The sequence below is a fragment of the Blattabacterium sp. (Cryptocercus kyebangensis) genome (assembly GCF_003226855.1).
In the GTDB taxonomy this organism is placed as follows: domain Bacteria; phylum Bacteroidota; class Bacteroidia; order Flavobacteriales; family Blattabacteriaceae; genus Blattabacterium.
Map to the genome: position 1 here is coordinate 331,859 of NZ_CP029820.1, position 18,180 is coordinate 350,038.

At 27.8% G+C, this 18,180-nt stretch carries 18 protein-coding genes; 15 read left to right on the forward strand and 3 right to left on the reverse strand.

The window, feature by feature from the left end:
• On the reverse strand, window positions 1-888 hold the full coding sequence (locus DM815_RS01645) for a N5-glutamine methyltransferase family protein (RefSeq protein WP_110508872.1): 888 nt from the start codon (window positions 886-888) through the stop codon (window positions 1-3).
• Window positions 889-959: 71 nt separating this feature from the next.
• Between DM815_RS01645 and mnmE the strand changes: the two genes are divergently transcribed.
• The 5 genes from mnmE to rplI are packed head-to-tail and all read left to right on the forward strand — an operon-like array spanning window position 960 to window position 5,065.
• The gene (mnmE, locus tag DM815_RS01650) at window positions 960-2,363 is read left to right on the forward strand and encodes a tRNA uridine-5-carboxymethylaminomethyl(34) synthesis GTPase MnmE (protein ID WP_110509396.1); all 1,404 of its coding nucleotides are present in this window, start codon (window positions 960-962) and stop codon (window positions 2,361-2,363) included.
• 15 nt (window positions 2,364-2,378) lie between these two features.
• Complete coding sequence (gene gltX / locus DM815_RS01655) at window positions 2,379-3,911, forward strand: glutamate--tRNA ligase (protein ID WP_110508874.1); 1,533 nt, start codon at window positions 2,379-2,381, stop codon at window positions 3,909-3,911.
• A 41-nt stretch (window positions 3,912-3,952) separates the two neighbouring features.
• Window positions 3,953-4,294 carry a 30S ribosomal protein S6 gene (gene rpsF, locus DM815_RS01660; RefSeq protein ID WP_110509398.1) on the forward strand — a complete coding sequence of 114 codons (342 nt, stop codon included), beginning with the start codon at window positions 3,953-3,955 and terminating at the stop codon, window positions 4,292-4,294.
• Between the two features lie 11 nt (window positions 4,295-4,305).
• Complete coding sequence (gene rpsR / locus DM815_RS01665) at window positions 4,306-4,614, forward strand: 30S ribosomal protein S18 (protein ID WP_110508876.1); 309 nt, start codon at window positions 4,306-4,308, stop codon at window positions 4,612-4,614.
• A 1-nt stretch (window position 4,615) separates the two neighbouring features.
• On the forward strand, window positions 4,616-5,065 hold the full coding sequence (gene rplI, locus DM815_RS01670) for a 50S ribosomal protein L9 (protein ID WP_110508878.1): 450 nt from the start codon (window positions 4,616-4,618) through the stop codon (window positions 5,063-5,065).
• Window positions 5,066-5,067: 2 nt separating this feature from the next.
• Here rplI and DM815_RS01675 read toward each other — a convergent pair whose 3' ends face one another.
• Entirely contained in the window at window positions 5,068-6,402 is a 1,335-nt protein-coding gene (locus DM815_RS01675; protein WP_110508880.1) for an Nramp family divalent metal transporter, read from the reverse strand.
• Window positions 6,403-6,633: 231 nt separating this feature from the next.
• On the opposite strand from DM815_RS01675, the gene DM815_RS01680 reads away from it, so the two are divergent.
• From DM815_RS01680 to mtaB, 10 genes are all read left to right on the forward strand, one after another.
• Window positions 6,634-7,467 (forward strand): prephenate dehydratase, encoded by an 834-nt coding sequence (locus tag DM815_RS01680; protein WP_110508882.1) that lies wholly within the window; start codon window positions 6,634-6,636, stop codon window positions 7,465-7,467.
• Complete coding sequence (locus DM815_RS01685; protein ID WP_110508884.1) at window positions 7,467-8,621, forward strand: pyridoxal phosphate-dependent aminotransferase; 1,155 nt, start codon at window positions 7,467-7,469, stop codon at window positions 8,619-8,621. Before DM815_RS01680 ends, DM815_RS01685 begins: the two co-directional genes overlap by 1 nt.
• Window positions 8,618-9,451, forward strand: coding sequence for a prephenate dehydrogenase (locus tag DM815_RS01690; RefSeq protein WP_110508886.1), 834 nt, complete (start codon window positions 8,618-8,620; stop codon window positions 9,449-9,451). Before DM815_RS01685 ends, DM815_RS01690 begins: the two co-directional genes overlap by 4 nt.
• Before the next feature lie 34 nt (window positions 9,452-9,485).
• Complete coding sequence (locus tag DM815_RS01695) at window positions 9,486-10,562, forward strand: bifunctional 3-deoxy-7-phosphoheptulonate synthase/chorismate mutase type II (RefSeq protein WP_110508888.1); 1,077 nt, start codon at window positions 9,486-9,488, stop codon at window positions 10,560-10,562.
• 52 nt (window positions 10,563-10,614) lie between these two features.
• Window positions 10,615-11,871: a methionine adenosyltransferase gene (gene metK, locus DM815_RS01700; protein WP_110508890.1), complete on the forward strand. Its 1,257-nt coding sequence runs from the start codon at window positions 10,615-10,617 to the stop codon at window positions 11,869-11,871.
• 39 nt (window positions 11,872-11,910) lie between these two features.
• Window positions 11,911-12,711, forward strand: coding sequence for an enoyl-ACP reductase (locus tag DM815_RS01705; RefSeq protein WP_110508892.1), 801 nt, complete (start codon window positions 11,911-11,913; stop codon window positions 12,709-12,711).
• A 42-nt stretch (window positions 12,712-12,753) separates the two neighbouring features.
• The gene (gene rpe / locus DM815_RS01710) at window positions 12,754-13,410 is read left to right on the forward strand and encodes a ribulose-phosphate 3-epimerase (RefSeq protein WP_110508894.1); all 657 of its coding nucleotides are present in this window, start codon (window positions 12,754-12,756) and stop codon (window positions 13,408-13,410) included.
• Between the two features lie 41 nt (window positions 13,411-13,451).
• Window positions 13,452-15,296, forward strand: a complete 1,845-nt coding sequence (gene dnaG, locus DM815_RS01715) for a DNA primase (protein ID WP_110508896.1) — start codon at window positions 13,452-13,454, stop codon at window positions 15,294-15,296.
• Window positions 15,297-15,404: 108 nt separating this feature from the next.
• Complete coding sequence (locus DM815_RS01720) at window positions 15,405-16,031, forward strand: peroxiredoxin (protein ID WP_110508898.1); 627 nt, start codon at window positions 15,405-15,407, stop codon at window positions 16,029-16,031.
• Between the two features lie 41 nt (window positions 16,032-16,072).
• Window positions 16,073-17,392 carry a tRNA (N(6)-L-threonylcarbamoyladenosine(37)-C(2))-methylthiotransferase MtaB gene (mtaB, locus tag DM815_RS01725; protein WP_110508900.1) on the forward strand — a complete coding sequence of 440 codons (1,320 nt, stop codon included), beginning with the start codon at window positions 16,073-16,075 and terminating at the stop codon, window positions 17,390-17,392.
• On the opposite strand, the gene lipB is transcribed toward mtaB, so the two are convergent.
• Window positions 17,385-18,107, reverse strand: a complete 723-nt coding sequence (gene lipB / locus DM815_RS01730) for a lipoyl(octanoyl) transferase LipB (protein ID WP_110508902.1) — start codon at window positions 18,105-18,107, stop codon at window positions 17,385-17,387. The two genes, mtaB and lipB, sit on opposite strands and share 8 nt — an antisense overlap.
• Window positions 18,108-18,180 lie beyond the last annotated feature (73 nt).

The window sequence follows — 18,180 nt, forward strand, 5'->3', positions numbered from 1 at the left end:
TTAATAATATGTTGCACGAATCATTCGGAAAAAACCTTGAAAATCTTTTCTAATTTCTATATCCATAAAGCCTGATTTTTTCATAAAATGAATAAAATCTAAATGAATAAATTGGTTTATCTCAAAATAAACACATACTACTACACCAGTAAACATTTTTTTTATCCAAAAAATAATTTTTTTATAAAAAATAAAGGGGTCCTCATCTGGAACAAATAAAGCTTGAAAAGGTTCATATTGAAAAATGTTTGGATGCATAAATTTTTTCTCAGATACTCTTACATAAGGAGGATTACTAACGATAATATTAACGGTATATTTTTTTATTCTTTGGAAAAAAATCAAATTATGAAGAATATCAACTTTTCTTAAAAAAATTTTTACGTTATGTAATTTTGAATTTATTCTTGCTATAGAAAGGACTTCATGAGAAAAATCTATGGCATGAATATAACGTATTTTAGGAAGTTTTTTTTTTAAAGTAATACTAATACATCCACTTCCTGTTCCAATATCAAATATTTGAACGTTTTCACTATTTTTTATTTTGTAATCCTCTATGATCCATGATACTAGTTCTTCTGTTTCTGGTCTTGGAATAAAAACTTTTTCATTAACAAGGAAATCCATTCCAAAAAAGGAGGTCTTTCCAATTATATATTGAATGGGTCTATTTTTTTTCAATTCCCATAATTTTCTTATCAATTTTTTGTATATGAAATCATCTATTTTTTCCTTTCTACTTAATTTTAAGATAATTTTCGTTTTATCGCATTCCAAAACGTGAGTGGTTAGAATAAAAAATAGATTATTTAATTCCTTTATTTCTGGATATACTTTTTTAAGAGTATCATAAAATAAATGGTAAAATTCATAGAAATAAATCATAAAATAAAAAATGAATTAAAAAAAATACTTATTTTTTGTGGAATTTTATTTTATTAAGAAATAATTTTTTTATGTTAGATGATGATACCATTGTTGCTTTAGCCACTCCTAGTGGTTCCAGTGCTATTTCTGTTATTCGTATTTCTGGAGAAATATCGATATCCACTGTGGAAACCATTTTTATTTCCGTTCATTCTGGAAAAAAATTGGAAAATCAATCCACACATACTATTCATTTAGGATATATTGTGGATCATATAGATGATAGAAGGAATTCATTGGATCAAGTTTTAGTCTCTATATTTAGATCTCCTTTTTCTTATACAGGAGAAAATATGATAGAAATATCTTGTCATGGATCTTATTATATTCAACAACAGATTTTACAATTGTTAATCAGAAAAGGAATACGTTTAGCTCGTCCTGGAGAATTTACATTTCGTGCATTTTTAAATAAAAAAATGGATTTATCACAAGCAGAAGCTATAGCAGATCTCATCTTATCGGATAATCAAGCCTCTCATGAATTATCTTTTCAACAAATAAAGGGGAGCTTAACTAGTACTATTAAAGATTTACGGAAAAAATTATTGGATTTTTATTCCTTATTAGAACTGGAACTGGATTTTTCTGAAGAAAATGTGATTTTTGCAAAAAGATCCGAACTTTTTTCTTTCTTAAAAGATTTAGAAGAAATCTTAAAAGATTTAATTGAATCTTTTGCTCTAGGAAATTCCATAAAAAAAGGAATTTATGTAGTAATTATTGGAGAACCAAATGTAGGTAAATCTACGTTATTCAATTACGTAATTAAGGAGAACCGTTCTATTATCTCTCATATAGAAGGGACTACTAGAGATAGTATAGAAGGAGAATTGATTTTGAATGGAATCCATTTTCATTTTGTGGATACAGCAGGAATTAGAGATACGAAAGATACAATAGAAAGAATGGGGGTTCGAAAGACTATGGAAAAAATACAAGAGGCTCAAGTCCTATTATACCTTTTTGATGCCTCTAAAAATGATAGAAAAAAACAGAAAAAAATTATCAAAGAAATTCAAATTATACACGAAAAGAATCCACTTAAAAAAATTTTAGTGATTGCTAATAAATCGGATATATCCTCTTTTAAAGACTTCTATAACCTAAAATCAAAGGTTGCTTATTTTTTTGAAATTTCTGCAAAAAATCATCACGGGATAAAAAGAATTCTCTATACTATAAGTAAGTTATTCATTGAAAAATTAAAAGAAAAAAATATTATTGTGACACAAAACAGACATTATGAAGCATTGAAACAATCCTTGAAGGAAGTCTTACTTGCTCATGAAGCTTTAAGTAAAAGGATACCAGAAGATTTAGTTTCTATACATATAAAAGAGGCTTTGCATCATTTAGGAAAGATTACAGGAGAAATCACTAATGAAGAGGTACTAAAAAACATCTTCTCCAAATTTTGTATTGGAAAATAAAAAAACAAGAAAAGTATGTCATGTATAAGAGTTCGTTTTGCCCCTAGTCCTACAGGTCCATTACATTTAGGTGGAATAAGAACGGCTTTATATAACTATCTTTTTGCTAAAAAAAATAGAGGAACATTTATTCTTAGAATAGAAGATACGGATAGAAAAAGATTTGTTCCAAATTCTGAATCGTATATTTTGGAAACATTAAAATGGTGCCAGATAGAACCTGATGAAGGAGTTGGTTATGGGGGCCTTTATTTTCCTTATTATCAATCTAAACGTGGAGATATTTATCGTATTTATCTAAATAAACTGTTAGAAAAAGGGGAGGCTTATTATGCTTTTGATACAGATCAAGAACTTAATAGAAAAAGGAAGGAATATTACGATCGGGGATTAACTTTTTCTTATAATTCCAGAGTAAGAATGTTCCTTAACAACTCCTTAAGAATGACAAAAAAACAATTATCTTACAAATTAAATTCTGGTTCTTCCTATGTCATTAGATTTAAAATTAAACCTGGAGAAAAATTGAAAATACATGATATGATACGTGGAACTATTATGGTAAATACAGATAATTTAGACGATAAAGTATTATTAAAATCTAATGGAGTTGCTACTTATCATTTAGCTAATACTATAGACGATTATTTAATGAAAATAACTCATGTAATAAGAGGAGAAGAATGGATCCCCTCCATGTCCTTGCATATATTGTTGTATCGTTCTTTTGGTTGGATCCCTCCAATTTTTGCACATTTACCTTTAATATTAAGAGATGATGGAAAAGGAAAAATAAGCAAACGAAATGCAGAAAGTTTAGATTTTCCTATATTTCCTTTGCAATGGAAAGTTCCAGGAAATAAAACCATTATTCAAGGATACAGAGAACTAGGTTATTTTCCAGAAGCTTTTGTTAATATGCTAGCTTTTTTAGGATGGAATCCTGGAGGAAAGAAAGAAATTTTTTCTTTACAAGAATTAAAAAATTCTTTTTCTTTAGAAAGAATCAATAAATCTGGAGTTTTTTTTAATCTAAAGAAGGCAAATTGGTTCAATAAACAATATTTAAATAAAAAAAAAGAAGAAATATTTTCATTTCTTTATAGAGAACTACAAAAGCGTTCTCTTTTCTATGAAAAAGATTATTTATGGAAAGTCATCCATCTAACAATAAATAGGATCTATTTTATTCATGAAATTTGGGAACATTCTTTTTACTTTTTTGTTTCTCCTAGTTCTTATGATCCCAGTTTTTTTGATAAAATTTGTCATCAAAATACTATTGATCAATTAACCCTTTGTAAAGAATCATTATCAGATGTTCATAAATTTACATCCGTAAATTTAAGATTTTTGTTGAAAAAAAGAATATACGATAAAAATATACGAAAAATAATGCAACTATTTCGTTTATCTTTAGTAGGTTCTTTAAAAGGATCTGATATTTTCATGATTTTGGAAATGCTAGGAAAAGAAGAAAGTATACGACGTATAGAGAACATGATGAAAAAAATTAAAGAAAAAATTTATAATGATTCTTTTTGTTGAAAAAAAATATAGATTTACATTTTTGCAAAAAAAAAATTCAAATGCTAAAAAATTATGAAAATATCATGATAATTACACCCGTTTTGTCTGATGATCAAGCAAAAAAAACGGCAAAGGAATATGAAAATTATCTAATACAACAAAATGGGAAAATAGTTTATCAGGAACATTGGGGTTTAAAAAAATTAGCTTATCCAATTCAAAAAAAACAAAGTGGTTGTTATCATTTGTTTGAATTTTTATTCCATTCTAATTTAGTATCTGATTTAGAATTGAAATTAAGACAAGATGAACGAATTTTACGTTTTATTACTGTAAAATTAAATAAATATGGGATAGAATATGCAGAAAGGAGAAGAAATAAATTTTTTAACAAGGACTAAAGAATAGAATTATGATTTTAGAGGATATCGATCAAAACAATATAAAAAAAAAAGGAGGAGATAGCGATTTAAGATACTTATCTCCTCTTAAAATAGAAACAAAATTAGAAAAAAAATATTGTTTTTTTGAAAAAAGTAATATAAAGTATATAGATTATAAGGATCCTACATTTTTAATAAAATTTCTGAATGCACAAGGTAAAATTTTACCACGTCGTATCACAGGGACTCTAAAAAAAAATCAAAAAAAATTAAATTCTGCTATAAAAAGATGCAGACAAATAGGTCTTTTACCTTTTGTTACAGATGATTTAAGATAATATGAAAATTATTCTAAAAAAAGACGTGGAAAATTTGGGTTTTCAATACGATGAATTAGATGTTAAACCAGGTTATGCTAGAAACTATCTAATTCCTAAGGGTTATGCTATTTTAGCTCTTCCTGGAACAGTAAAAAATATTCATGAAATATTGAAACAGCGCTATAAAAAGGAAAGTTTTTTAATCGAAAAATCCAAAGAAATAGAAAAAAAATTAAAAAAATTAACTATAAAAATAAAAGCTAAAGTAGGAAAAGTAGGAAAACTATTCGGTTCCATTAACAATCAAGAACTGATGAAAGCTTTAAATAAAACAGGAATATCTATAGATAAAAAATCTATCAGGATCCCTGGTAATAAAGTTATTAAAACAATTGGGAAACATCAGGTCAATATACGTTTACATCGTAAAAAAGAGTTCACTATAAATGTTGAAGTATTGTCTTCCTGATATTATTGAAAGGTATTGTATAATAAGAATAAATTTAGTAGAACAATGATAATCGTGATGAACCAAGATAATATTTTTAAAACAGGGCCATTGACAAATAATCCCATTTTATCATAATCTCCTGTAAAATTAACTAAAGGAATAATGGCGAAACTTAATTGTATTGATAAAATTATTTGACTAATTATTAGTAATTCTGCAGTTCCTTTTTCTCCATAAATAATAGAGGCTATCATAGCCGGTACAATAGCTATTAATCTAGTTATAAGTCTTCTAACCCAAGGTTTTAATCGTATATGAAGAAATCCTTCCATCACAATTTGTCCAGATAAAGTTCCAGTAAGTGTAGAATTTTGTCCTGATGCTAGTAAAGCTAGTGCAAAAAAAACTCCTGAAAGACTAGATCCTAGTATAGGAGATAAAAGTTTATGTGCGTCCATAATATCGGCTACTTCTGTATGTCCATATTTATGAAAAGTCGCTGCAGATATGATTAATATTGATGCATTGATAAAAAATGCTAAGGATAAAGATAATGTACTATCTATAGTCGCATATTTTATGGCCATTTTCTTACCTTCAATAGTTCGTTGGTAGTTCCTGGTTTGTATGATACTTGAATGTAGGTAAAGATTGTGAGGCATTACAGTTGCTCCTAGGATTCCAATAGAAATGTAGAAAGAATGTGAATTTTTAATTATTTCAGGATTAGGAATAATTCCTTTTAAAATGGGGAAAATTTCTGGTTTAGAACTAATAATTTCAAAACCAAAACAAATCAAAATTGTAAAAATTAATACGGCTACCACACTTTCAATGTATCTGAATCCTTTATATTGAAAAAATAAAATGAGCAAAACATCTATAGTCGTAATTAATACCCCCCACGTAATTGGAATTCCAAAAAGTAATTTTAAGGCTAATACAGAACCAATGATTTCTGCTAAATCACATGCAGAAATAGCTACTTCGCATAATATCCATAATATAAAACTAATAAAGGGAGAATAATGATCCCTACAGGCTTGTGCTAAATCTCGTTCACAAACAATCCCTAATTTTAAAGCTAAATGTTGTAAAATGATAGCAAAAATATTGGATATAAAAATAACGGACAAAAGCATGTATCCGAATTTAGACCCTCCAGCAATATCTGTAGCCCAATTTCCGGGATCCATATACCCTACAGCAATTAATAGTCCTGGTCCAGTAAAAGCAAAAAATTTTCTCCATATTCCTTTTTGTTTAGGAACAGAAACAGTAGAAAAAACCTCAGAAAGGGAAGGAACCTTATTCTCTTTTCTCCATCCTTTTATTGGATATTTATTTTTTAGCATAAAAACATAATTAGTAGAGTATGAAAATATAAAGTTAACCGTTTTACTATTTTTATGTTTTTTTTACGATTATCTCCTTAGGATAAAATTTTTAAAAAGAATTGTATAAAATAAAATTATTTTTTACCTTTAATTTTTATTTTGATTCCGCGAATAAAGAAAAAGAATAGGACTCCTTTCCTTATTCCTTATCGGTTATGTGGTTTATGAGGTTTATTAAATATTTCTTACATGAAAAAAATAGCTATACAAGGGATAAAGGGGTGTTTTCATCATGCTGCAGTTTCTAGATATTTTGAAGGATGTCATTACAAATTGATGGAATGTTCTTCCTTTAGAGATCTTGCCTTTTCTGTCGCTAAATCCAATGTAGATATTGGTGTAATGGCTATAGAAAATACTATAGCTGGGACTATATTGACTAATTATAGTCTTTTATATGAATATAAATTAAGAATAGTTGGAGAAATATATATGCCTATAAGACATCATTTGATGGCTTTTCCTGGACAAAATATGAAAGATATAAAAGAAATTTATTCTCATCCAATGGCCATTTTGCAATGTGAGTTATTTATAGATTCACATCCTGATGTAAAGATATCCAAGTATTCTGATACCGCTGCTGCCGCTAAATACATTTCTATATGTAAGAAAAAAGGGTTAGCTGCGATTGCATCAGAATATGCTTCTAAGGAATATGGATTAGAAATAATTTCTAGAAATATACAAACCATTAGAAGAAATTTTACCAGGTTTTTTATTATTAAAAATTTTTCCAATAAAGAAGATAATTTTAATAAAGCTTCACTAAGATTCAAAATTTTCCATACTACTGGTAGCTTATCTCAAATATTGAGTCTTATCTCGAATCTTGGAATAAATATGACTAAAATACAATCTATTCCTATAATACAAAAACCTTGGGAATATTCCTTTTATGTGGATATTATATTTAACAATATAAGAGATTATGAGAGAATGAAAAAACGTATACAAAGGATTCCATGTCTTCATAAACTTTCTATTATGGGGGAATATAAAAATGGCAGAATTAGTTCTTAATGATTGTTGTAGCAAAAAGAATACATAAAATATCGGAATATTTTTTTTCCGAAAAAATGAAAGAGATTCAGACTCTTGAAAATAAGGGGATAGATATCATTAATTTAGGAATTGGAAATCCGGATATTCTTCCTCCAAATGGAGTTATTCATAAAATGAAAGAAGCATCAGAAATAAAAAAGGCTAACACTTATCAAAGTTATATAGGTATAGAAAGGTTACGTAATGCTATTTCTGATTGGTATGGAAATACATATAAAGTGGATGTGGATCCTCAAAAAGAAGTGTTGCCTTTGATGGGGTCCAAGGAGGGAATTATGGATATAAGCCTTTCTTATTTGGACAAAGGAAATCAAGTTTTAATTCCAAATCCTGGGTATCCTATTTATTCTTCCATATCCAAACTTTTAGAATCGGAAGTTATTTATTATGATCTTTATGATAGGGAGGATTGGTGCCCTAATATAAAACTATTGGAAAAGAAAAATCTATCTAAGGTGAAGATTATGTGGATCAATTATCCTCATATGCCAACAGGTGCAACTATCACTTTTGAAAAGTTGGAAGAAATAGTCTTTTTTGCGAAAAAAAATCGTATTTTACTAGTGCACGATAACCCTTATAGTTTCATATTAAACAACAACCCCCCTTTGAGTGTATTTAATATTAAAGGATCTAAAGATATTGCTTTAGAATTAAATTCTTTAAGTAAAAGTTATAATATGGCTGGATGGAGGATTGGAATGATAATAGGAAAAAAAGAATATATTAAAAATATTTTAAAAGTAAAAAGTCTAATCAATTCTGGAATGTATTATCCAATACAAATTGGGGCTATAGAAGCAATGAATCAAGATTCAGAATGGTTTAAAAGACTCAATATAGAATATTTAAAACGTAAAAAAATTATATTGGAGATATGTGATCGTCTATATTTAAAATATAGAAGAAAAAGTTCCGGAATATTTGTTTGGGCTAAAATTCTAGATTTAGATCAAAATGATCGTGAATGGTCCGATAAAATTCTCAAAAATTATCACATATTTATTACACCTGGAAGCATTTTTGGAAATAATGGAAAAGGGTATGTAAGATTTTCTATGTGTTGTCCTGTAAAAACTTTGGAAAAAGCAAAAAATAGAATTTTTTCATGAATATTGGAATTATAGGATTAGGTTTAATCGGGGGATCTATTAGTTTAGGATTAAGAAAATCCAATTTTGGAGATAAATTTATAGGAATAGATTCTAATAAAGAAAATGCTATTCATGCTGTAAGACTTGGAATTGTAGATGAAATAATTCCTTTTCAGGATCTTATTCTACAATCTTCCGTTATTATTTTATCCATTCCTGTAGATGGAATAGAAAAAATACTTCCAATCATTCTTAACAAAATCAGTAGTGATACAGTTATTTTAGATACTGGATCTACTAAGTATGAAATTTGTAATAGTGTCTATTCTCATCCAAAAAGAAGTCGTTTTGTGGCTACACACCCTATTGCAGGAGTAGAAAATTCTGGACCTACTTATGCTCATTCAGATCTTTTCCATAAAAAAAATTGTATTCTTTGTGATTCTGAACTTAGTGATCCAGATGCGATATTCATGGCAGAAAAAATTTACTCTATAATGGATATGCGTATGATTTATATCACATCTAAAGAACATGATTTTTATATTTCTTACGTATCTCATTTACCTCATGTGGTTTCTTTTTCTTTAGCTAGCACCGTTTTAGAAAAATTTAAAAATGAAAAAGAAATTTTTAATAATATGATGGGTAGCGGATTGGATTCTACTACACGTTTAGCAAAAAGCAAACCTGAAACGTGGTTACCTATTTTTATTTCTAATAGAAATAATCTGATTCAAGCTATGGATGTTTATATAGATCACTTAAAGATATTTCGTAAATATTTAAGAAAAAAAGAGTTTCATCAAATTGATCGGTATATAAAAAAAGCAAATGATATAAAATAAAAAAAAATATGTATAATGTATAAATTGTATTGTGATGGAAAAAAATATTCTAAATAATAGTATAGACAGATCTTGGATTGAAAAATTTGACAAACCCCTAGTCATATCTGGTCCTTGTAGTGCAGAGAGCGAACAACAAATAAAAGAAACAGCTATAAGGTTGGACCAATCCTATGTAAAAGTATTTAGAGCCGGTATATGGAAACCTAGAACTAAACCGAATAACTTTGAAGGAATTGGGAAAGATGGACTTCAATGGCTAAAAAATGTAAAAAAAAATACAGGATTAATGGTAGCTACGGAAGTAGCCAATGCAGAACATGTAAAATTGGCGTTATCTTTTGATATAGATATTCTTTGGATAGGAGCAAGAAGTACAGCAAGTCCATTTACTGTTCAAGAAATTGCGGATTCTTTAAAAGGAAAAGAGGATAAAATTGTCTTAGTAAAAAATCCTATACATCCTGATCTAGAATTATGGATAGGAGCTTTAGAACGTTTATTTGTAAAAGGAGTGAAAAAATTAGGGGTTATCCATCGTGGTTTTTATACCTATAAAACATCGAAATATCGTAATCAACCTAACTGGAATATATTATTGAATTTTAGGAGTATTCTTCCTAGAATTCCTGTTATTTGTGATCCTTCACATATTTGTGGAAATAAAAAAGGAATTTTGGAAATTTCCAAAATAGCTTTTCATTTTTTTAGATGTGACGGATTGATGATAGAAAGTCATTGTGATCCTGATCATGCTTGGAGTGATGCTAAACAACAAATCACTCCTGAAAAACTTTTGGAAATGTTAAAAAATTTGATATATTCTAATAATTATGATGAAAAATATCAAAATCAGTTAGATTCTTTAAGAATCCTAATTGATGAAATAGATGAAAATATTATTACTCTTTTAGCAGAAAGAATGAAAATTTCCAAAAAATTAGGAATTCTTAAAAAAGAATATAATATAGCTTTATTACAGAAAAATAGATGGGAGGATATTTTGAATAAAGCTATAAAATTAGGAAAAGGGTTAGGTGTTTCGGAAGAGCTTATTGAAGAAATTTTCAAACTATTGCATAAAGAATCCATTAAAATTCAAAAATTTTAAAATAAAAAATAGAATTTAGGAGAAGAACAAGCTAAGTCATCAAAGAAAAAAAATGCCTTATTTATTCACTAGCGAATCTGTTTCAGAAGGACATCCTGATAAAATATCGGACCAAATATCGGATGCTATATTAGATCATTTTTTGGCCTATGATTCAGAAGCAAAAGTAGCTATAGAAACTTTAGTTACTACGGGGCAAATTGTATTAGCAGGAGAAGTAAATTCTAAAACTTGGGTGAATGTTCAAAAAGTAGCTCGTGATATTCTTAGGAAGATTGGATATACTAAAAATGAATATAGATTCAATGCAGATTCTTGTGGTGTTATTTCTTCTATTCAAGAACAATCTAGAGATCTATTCCAGGGTATACAAAATAAGAAAAAAGAAAATCAAGGAGCTGGAGACCAAGGGATTGTATTTGGGTATGCTATTAAGGAAACAGAAAATTATATGCCTTTATCATTAGAAATGTCTCATCATCTATTAAGGGAACTTTCATCCATACGAAATGAAGGAGAAAAGATGCCTTATTTACGTCCAGACGCAAAATCGCAAGTTACTATGGAATATTCTGATAAAAATATCCCTATCCATATTCACACCATTGTAATTTCAACTCAACATGATGAATTTGACACAAAAGAAAAAATGCATAAACGGATAGTTCAAGATATTAAAAATATTTTGATACCAAGGGTAAAGAATAATATCCTATCGAAGGATATAAAAAAATTATTTACCGATAGAACGAAGTATTACATAAATTCTACAGGTAAATTTGTTACTGGAGGACCTCACGGAGATACTGGAATTACCGGAAGAAAAATTATAGTGGATACTTATGGAGGAAGAGGTTCTCATGGAGGAGGGGCTTTTTCTGGAAAAGACCCTTCTAAAGTGGATAGATCGGCGGCTTATGCTGCTAGGCATATTGCAAAAAATCTTGTTGCAGCAGGAGTCGCCGATGAATTATCGATACAAATATCTTATGCCGTTGGTGTTGCAGAACCGATAGGAATTTTTGTGAATACTTATGGGTCCTCTAGAAGAGAACTTATGGATGAAGATATTGTACTAAAAATTAAGAAAATTTTTGATTTTCGTCCTTACTCTATAACAAAAAGATTAAAATTGTGTAACCCAATATATGAGGAAACGGCTGTTTATGGACATATGGGAAAAATTCCAAAAAAAGTATGGAAATATTTTTCGGATATAGAAGGAAATAAAAAAAAACAAGAAGTAGAACTTTTCACATGGGAAAAATTGGACTATTTGCCTTTAATAAAAGAAGTTTTTGAGATTTAATTCAAGAAAAAATAGGTATTTTTGGTTTAATTTTTAACTATGTCTTATAATCTATTGAAAGGGAAAAAAGGAATTATATTTGGAGCTTTTGATGAAAATTCTATTGCTTGGAAGGTAGCAGAACGTGCTTATAAAGAAAAAGCGTCTTTTATTTTAACAAATACCCCGGCTTCTTTAAGAATGGGAAAAATTTATGAATTATCTCATAAAACAGAATCCATGGTAGTCCCTGCAGATGCCACTTCTATTAAAGATCTTAATTTTTTGTTTGATAAAACTTTAGATCATTTTGGAGGAAAAATAGATTTTCTATTGCATTCCATTGCTATGTCCATAAATATTCGAAAAGGGATCCCTTATACCTCTATGAATTATGAATTTTTGAGAAAGGGATGGGAAATATCTGCCGTATCCTATCATAAAATCATGCAAACGGCTTGGAGTAAAGACGCCATGAATAAATGGGGATCTATTGTGGCTCTAACTTATGTTGCTTCTCAACGAAGTTTTCCATATTATGGAGATATGGCGGATTATAAATCTTATTTAGAGAGTATTACACGTAATTTTGGTTATCATTGGGGAATAAAAAAAAAAGTAAGGGTTAATACGGTTTCACAATCTCCTAGTGTGACAAGAGCAGCAAAATCTATTAAAGGATTCAATCAATTTTTTATTTTATCTGAAAAAATATCTCCTTTAGGAAATGCTTCTGCACAAGATTGCGCAAACTATATAATTACACTTTTTTCAGATTTTACAAGAAAAGTAACAATGCAAAATTTGTATCATGATGGAGGTTTTTCTAAAACAGGTATTAGTGAAACGATGATTTCATGATTTTTATTGATTCATTTCAATTTTTTTAGAAAAATATAAAATATGAAAAAAATTATTTCTCCATCTTTACTTTCAGCAGATCTGGCTTTTTTATATCGTGATATAGAAATGCTGAATAAAAGTGAAGCAGATTGGTTCCATATTGATATTATGGATTACTCTTTTGTTTCTAATATTTCTTTTGGGACTTTGTTTATCAAACATGTAAAAAAATATACCCATAAACCTATAGATGTTCATTTAATGATTATGCAACCAGAACACTATATAGAAGAATTTAAATCCTGTGGAGCAGATAACTTACATGTTCATTATGAAGCTTGTCTTCATTTGAACAGAACTATTTATGCCATTAAAGAATATGGAATGAAAGTGGGTGTAGCAGTAAATCCTCATACTCCCATTTTTCTTTTACAAGATGTTATTAAAGATATAGATTTTGTTTTGTTAATGAGCGTAAATCCTGGTTTTAGCGGACAAAAATTTATTCATCAAACTTATCAAAAACTAGAAGATACTAAAGATTTGATTTTAAAAAAAAATTCTTCTGCACTTATCGAAGTAGATGGAGGTATTAATTTAGAAAATTCTTCTTTATTATTCAAAAATGGAGCAGACATATTGGTAGCAGGAACTACTATTTTTTCGAATTCTAATCCAAAAAAAATTATTCATAGAATGAAATTAGGAAGCATTTAAAATCATATTTTTGTATTCTTATTCTTTTTTTTTAAAGAATCATGATTTCTAAAGAAACTATAAAACGAATATTTTCTGCTTCTTTGATAGAAGAAGTTATCGGAGATTTCGTTTTTTTAAAAAAAAGTGGTCTAAACTATAGAGGTCTTAGTCCTTTTTCTAATGAAAAAATACCTTCTCTGATCGTTTCTCCTACAAAAAAAATATGGAAAGATTTCAGTTCTGGAAAAGGTGGAAATATCATCACTTTTCTTATGGAATACGAAAAATTAACTTATGTAGAATCCTTGCATTATCTAGCTAAAAAGTATAATATAAAGATTCATGAATCTGAAAAAAATACAGATTTTAGGAAAATAAATCATGAAAAATATGAAATTTTATACTTAATACAGAATTATGCAAAATGTTTTTTCATTAAACAATTGCATTCCACAAAAGAAGGTCAAGAAAAGGGATTGAATTATTTAATGAAAAAAAGAGGCTTTGATATGAAAACGATTCATAAATTTGAATTAGGTTATGCCAATTCCTCTTGGAAATTATTTACGGAAACAGCTTTAAAAAAAGGATTTAAAATATGTGATTTAAAAAAATCGGGTCTTACTGGATTAAAAAAATCCAATAATTTCGACTGTTTTCGTGAACGTGTCATTTTTCCAATACATGATTTGTCAGGTGGGGTTATAGGATTTGGTGGGAGGACCATTAATAGTTATTCCCGTACAACGAAATATCTAAATTCATCCGAAAACGATATTTTTCAAAAAAGTAAAATTTTGTATGGTTTATTTCAAGCGAAAAAAACTCTCTTAAGAGAGAATCTTTGTTATTTAGTAGAGGGATATGCAGATGTAATTTCTTTGTATCAATCTGGGATAAAAAATGTGGTTTCCTCTTCTGGTACTTCCTTGAGCATCGATCAAATATTGTTAATCAAGAAATTTACAAAAAATATTGTTCTTTTTTATGATGGGGATCGTTCTGGAATTCAAGCTTCTTTAAGAGTAATAAATATGTTCTTGGAACAAGAAATGAACTTACGTATATTATTTACTCATAACGGAGAAGATCCAGATACTCTTTCAAAAAAATATTCTTATTCTCAATTGAGAGATTTTTTAGGAAAAAAAAGTTATAATTTTGTTTCTTTTAAACAAAAAATGTTTGAAAAATTCTTTCAAGATGATCCAATTAAAAAATCGTTTTTAGTTTTGAATATTTTGAAGAGCATTTCAAAAGTATCCAATCTTATCCAAAGAGAATTATACATAGAAGAAGCTTCCAAAAAGCTAAAAATTCGTAAAGAAATTATAATTTATGAATTGGAAAGAATAAGTAATAAAAAAATTTATAAGAAGAAAAATAAGACTATTAGTAGTATTAGTTCAGAAAAAAACAACAAAAATATTCTTCTTCTAATTGAAGAAAAATTGATTCAGTTTATTTTAAATTATGGAGATAAGGAGGTAAAAATAGAAGGATACAAGACTACAGTTTCCGAAAAAATATTCCAGACTTTTCAATTCCATAACTTTCGTTTTTCTTTGGATTTTCATCAGAAAATATTTGACCAAATTTGTTTACAAAAAGATCCCATAAAAAAATGGAAATTTTTTGATAATCAAAATCAAAAATCCTATTCCTTATCCAAATGGAATAGAAAAGGAATTGAAGTTCCCTCCAAAGAGGAAAACATAGATCGATATCTTATGGACCTTTTATTGAAATATAAGTCCCAATATTTTTTGAAATTAATTCAACAAGAGATCAGTAATTTTCGAAAAAATATTAAAATTGATAATAAAAAAGATCTTTTGGAAAAGATAATGAATTTAACAAGTTTAAAAAATGAACTTAATAAAAAATTACATAGATATGTATAAAAATGAAAAAATATTCCTTCTAGAATTTATGTAAAAGGATAGAATCCTTGTTTTATTTTTGATTCTTATAAGAATTTTGGTAAATTCGTTCATATAAAATATTGAAAAATGAATACATTAATTGCAAAAAAAGCGCCTGATTTTACAGCTAATGCAGTATTGAATGGGAAAGAAATTGTTCCAAATTTTACTTTGGAACAATTTAAGGGAAGGAAGTATGTCTTGCTATTTTTCTATCCTAAAGATTTTACTTTTGTATGTCCAACAGAAATATATGCATTTCAAGAAAAGATGAAGGATTTTGAATCTAGAAATGTACAAATAATTGCTATATCTACAGATACAGAACAATCTCACTGGGCTTGGTTGCAGATTCCAAAAGAAAAAGGGGGTATATATGGAGTTACATATCCTATCGTTTCCGATATCAATAAAACTATATCCCATAACTATGGAGTTTTGTCTGCAAATTGGATTTGCAATAATGAAGAATTGAAATCAACGGGAGAAATGATTGCTTATAGAGGATTGTTTTTAATAGATAAAAAGGGGATTATAAGACATCTTTTAATTAATGACTTTCCTTTGGGTAGAAATGTAGATGAAGCAATTCGTATGATAGATGCACTTCAGTATTATGAAAAAATTGGAGAAGTTTGTCCAGCAAATTGGAAAAAAGGGGAAAAATCTATGGTTGCTAGTCATAGTGGAATTTTAGATTATTTCTCTTCTTAAAAAAGGTTTATTTCCGGTAAATAATATTATTTTTCATAGAAATGGATAAAAAAAAAGTTGCATTTTATACAATGGGGTGCAAACTGAATTATGCAGAAACTTCCACTATAGAGAGAAAATTTTCTAATTTAAATTATGAACATGTTTCTTTCAAGGAAGTTGCAGATATTTATGTGATAAATAGTTGTTCTGTAACAAAAAATGCAGATTCGGAATTTAAGTACATTGTACGTTCTTTTATGAAGAAAAATTCAAAATCTTTTATTATTGCAGTAGGATGTTATGCACAACTGAATCCTAAAGAAATTTCTTATATACGTGGCGTAGACATGGTATTGGGTTCTGAAGAAAAATTTAAAATAACTGATTATCTAAATAAAGTCCTTTTATTCAAAAGATATCCTGCAAAAATTATTTCAAAAAAAACATCTTCTTATTTTTCATCGTATTCTATTGGAGATAGAACTCGTTCTTTTTTAAAAATACAGGATGGATGTGATTACAAGTGTAGTTATTGTATTATTCCTATGGCAAGAGGGCCCTCTCGATCTGAGAGTATAGAAAATATATTGAAAAAAATAAGGCTACTTTTTAATAAGGGGGTCAAAGAGATAGTATTAACGGGGATAAATATTGGAGACTATGGGAAAAAAATATATGGGATCCATGAACGTCGCCCCTATACATTTTTTGATTTAATACAGGCTATAGATCAAATCAAAGAAAAGGGTAGAATACGTTTATCTTCAATAGAACCTAATTTATTGAAAAAAGAATGTATTGAATTTTTATCGAAAAGCAAACATTTTGTTCCACACTTTCATATTCCTTTACAATCTGGAAGTAACGATATATTGGGAAAAATGCAAAGACGTTATAGAAGAGAACTTTATCAAGAAAAAGTGAAAATTATCCGGAATTTAATTCCAGATGCTTATATAGGTTCAGATATTATTGTTGGATTTCCTGGAGAAACACATAAACATTTTTTAGAAACTTTTCATTTTTTGAAAAAATTAGAAATTTCTTCTTTACATATATTTTCTTATTCTGAAAGACCCCATACTAAATCTATAGCTATACATGGAAAAGTATCTAAAAAAATACAATGGAAACGGAACAAAATATTAAGAATTCTTTCCAAAAAAAAATATCTTTTTTTTTGTGAAAGACAAATTTATACGAAAAAAACTGTTTTGTTTGAGAATGATTCTACGAATAACGAATATTTGTATGGATATACAGAAAATTATATTCGAACAAAGATATCTTCAAATCCCACATTTCAAAATACATTACAAAATGTACTTTTAACGGAAGTAGATAAAGATGGAATCATGATTTCTAAATCTATTAGATAACTTTTCTTTTTATATTTATAAGAAATTCTACATTAAAAATTTCTTTAAAAGATCTTTTTAATAGATATTTTGTATCGGAAAAGGATATCTTATTTTTTAATTCTTTCTCTAAAGAAGTTACTTCTTTATTGAGAAGACCACAAGGAATGATGTAATCAAAATATCGTAAATCTGTATTTACGTTTAGAGCAAAACCATGCATGGTTACCCAACGACTCATTCTAATTCCTATCGAACATATTTTCTTATATTTACCGTTTTTTTTCTTTAACCAAACTCCAGTTTTTCCTTTTTCTCGTTCCCCTTTTATTCCATGATTTTTTAAAAAATGGATAATTACTTCTTCTAAGAAACGTAGATATTTGTGAATATCAGTAAAAAAATAGTCCATATTTAAAATGGGGTATACCACTAATTGTCCAGGACCATGATAAGTTATATCTCCTCCTCTATCTGTTTGATAAAATGTAGCATCTATTTTTTTTAAAAAATCCGATGATACTAATAAATGTTTATATTTTCCATTTTTTCCTATAGTATATACATGTGGATGCTCTACAAATAGTAAATATCCTGCTATTTCTTTTTTAGTATGAAAAAATCTATTTTTTACTTTTTTTTGGATAATATCATCAAATAATATTTTTTGATATTTCCAAGTTTCTTGATATTCTTTTTTTCCTAAGTCTTCGAAAAAGAGTATTTTTTTTTTCATAATTTTTTAATTTTGAAAAATTAATAATACAATAAAAAAAACAAATGTACCTTCGTGTTGTTTTTATAAACGT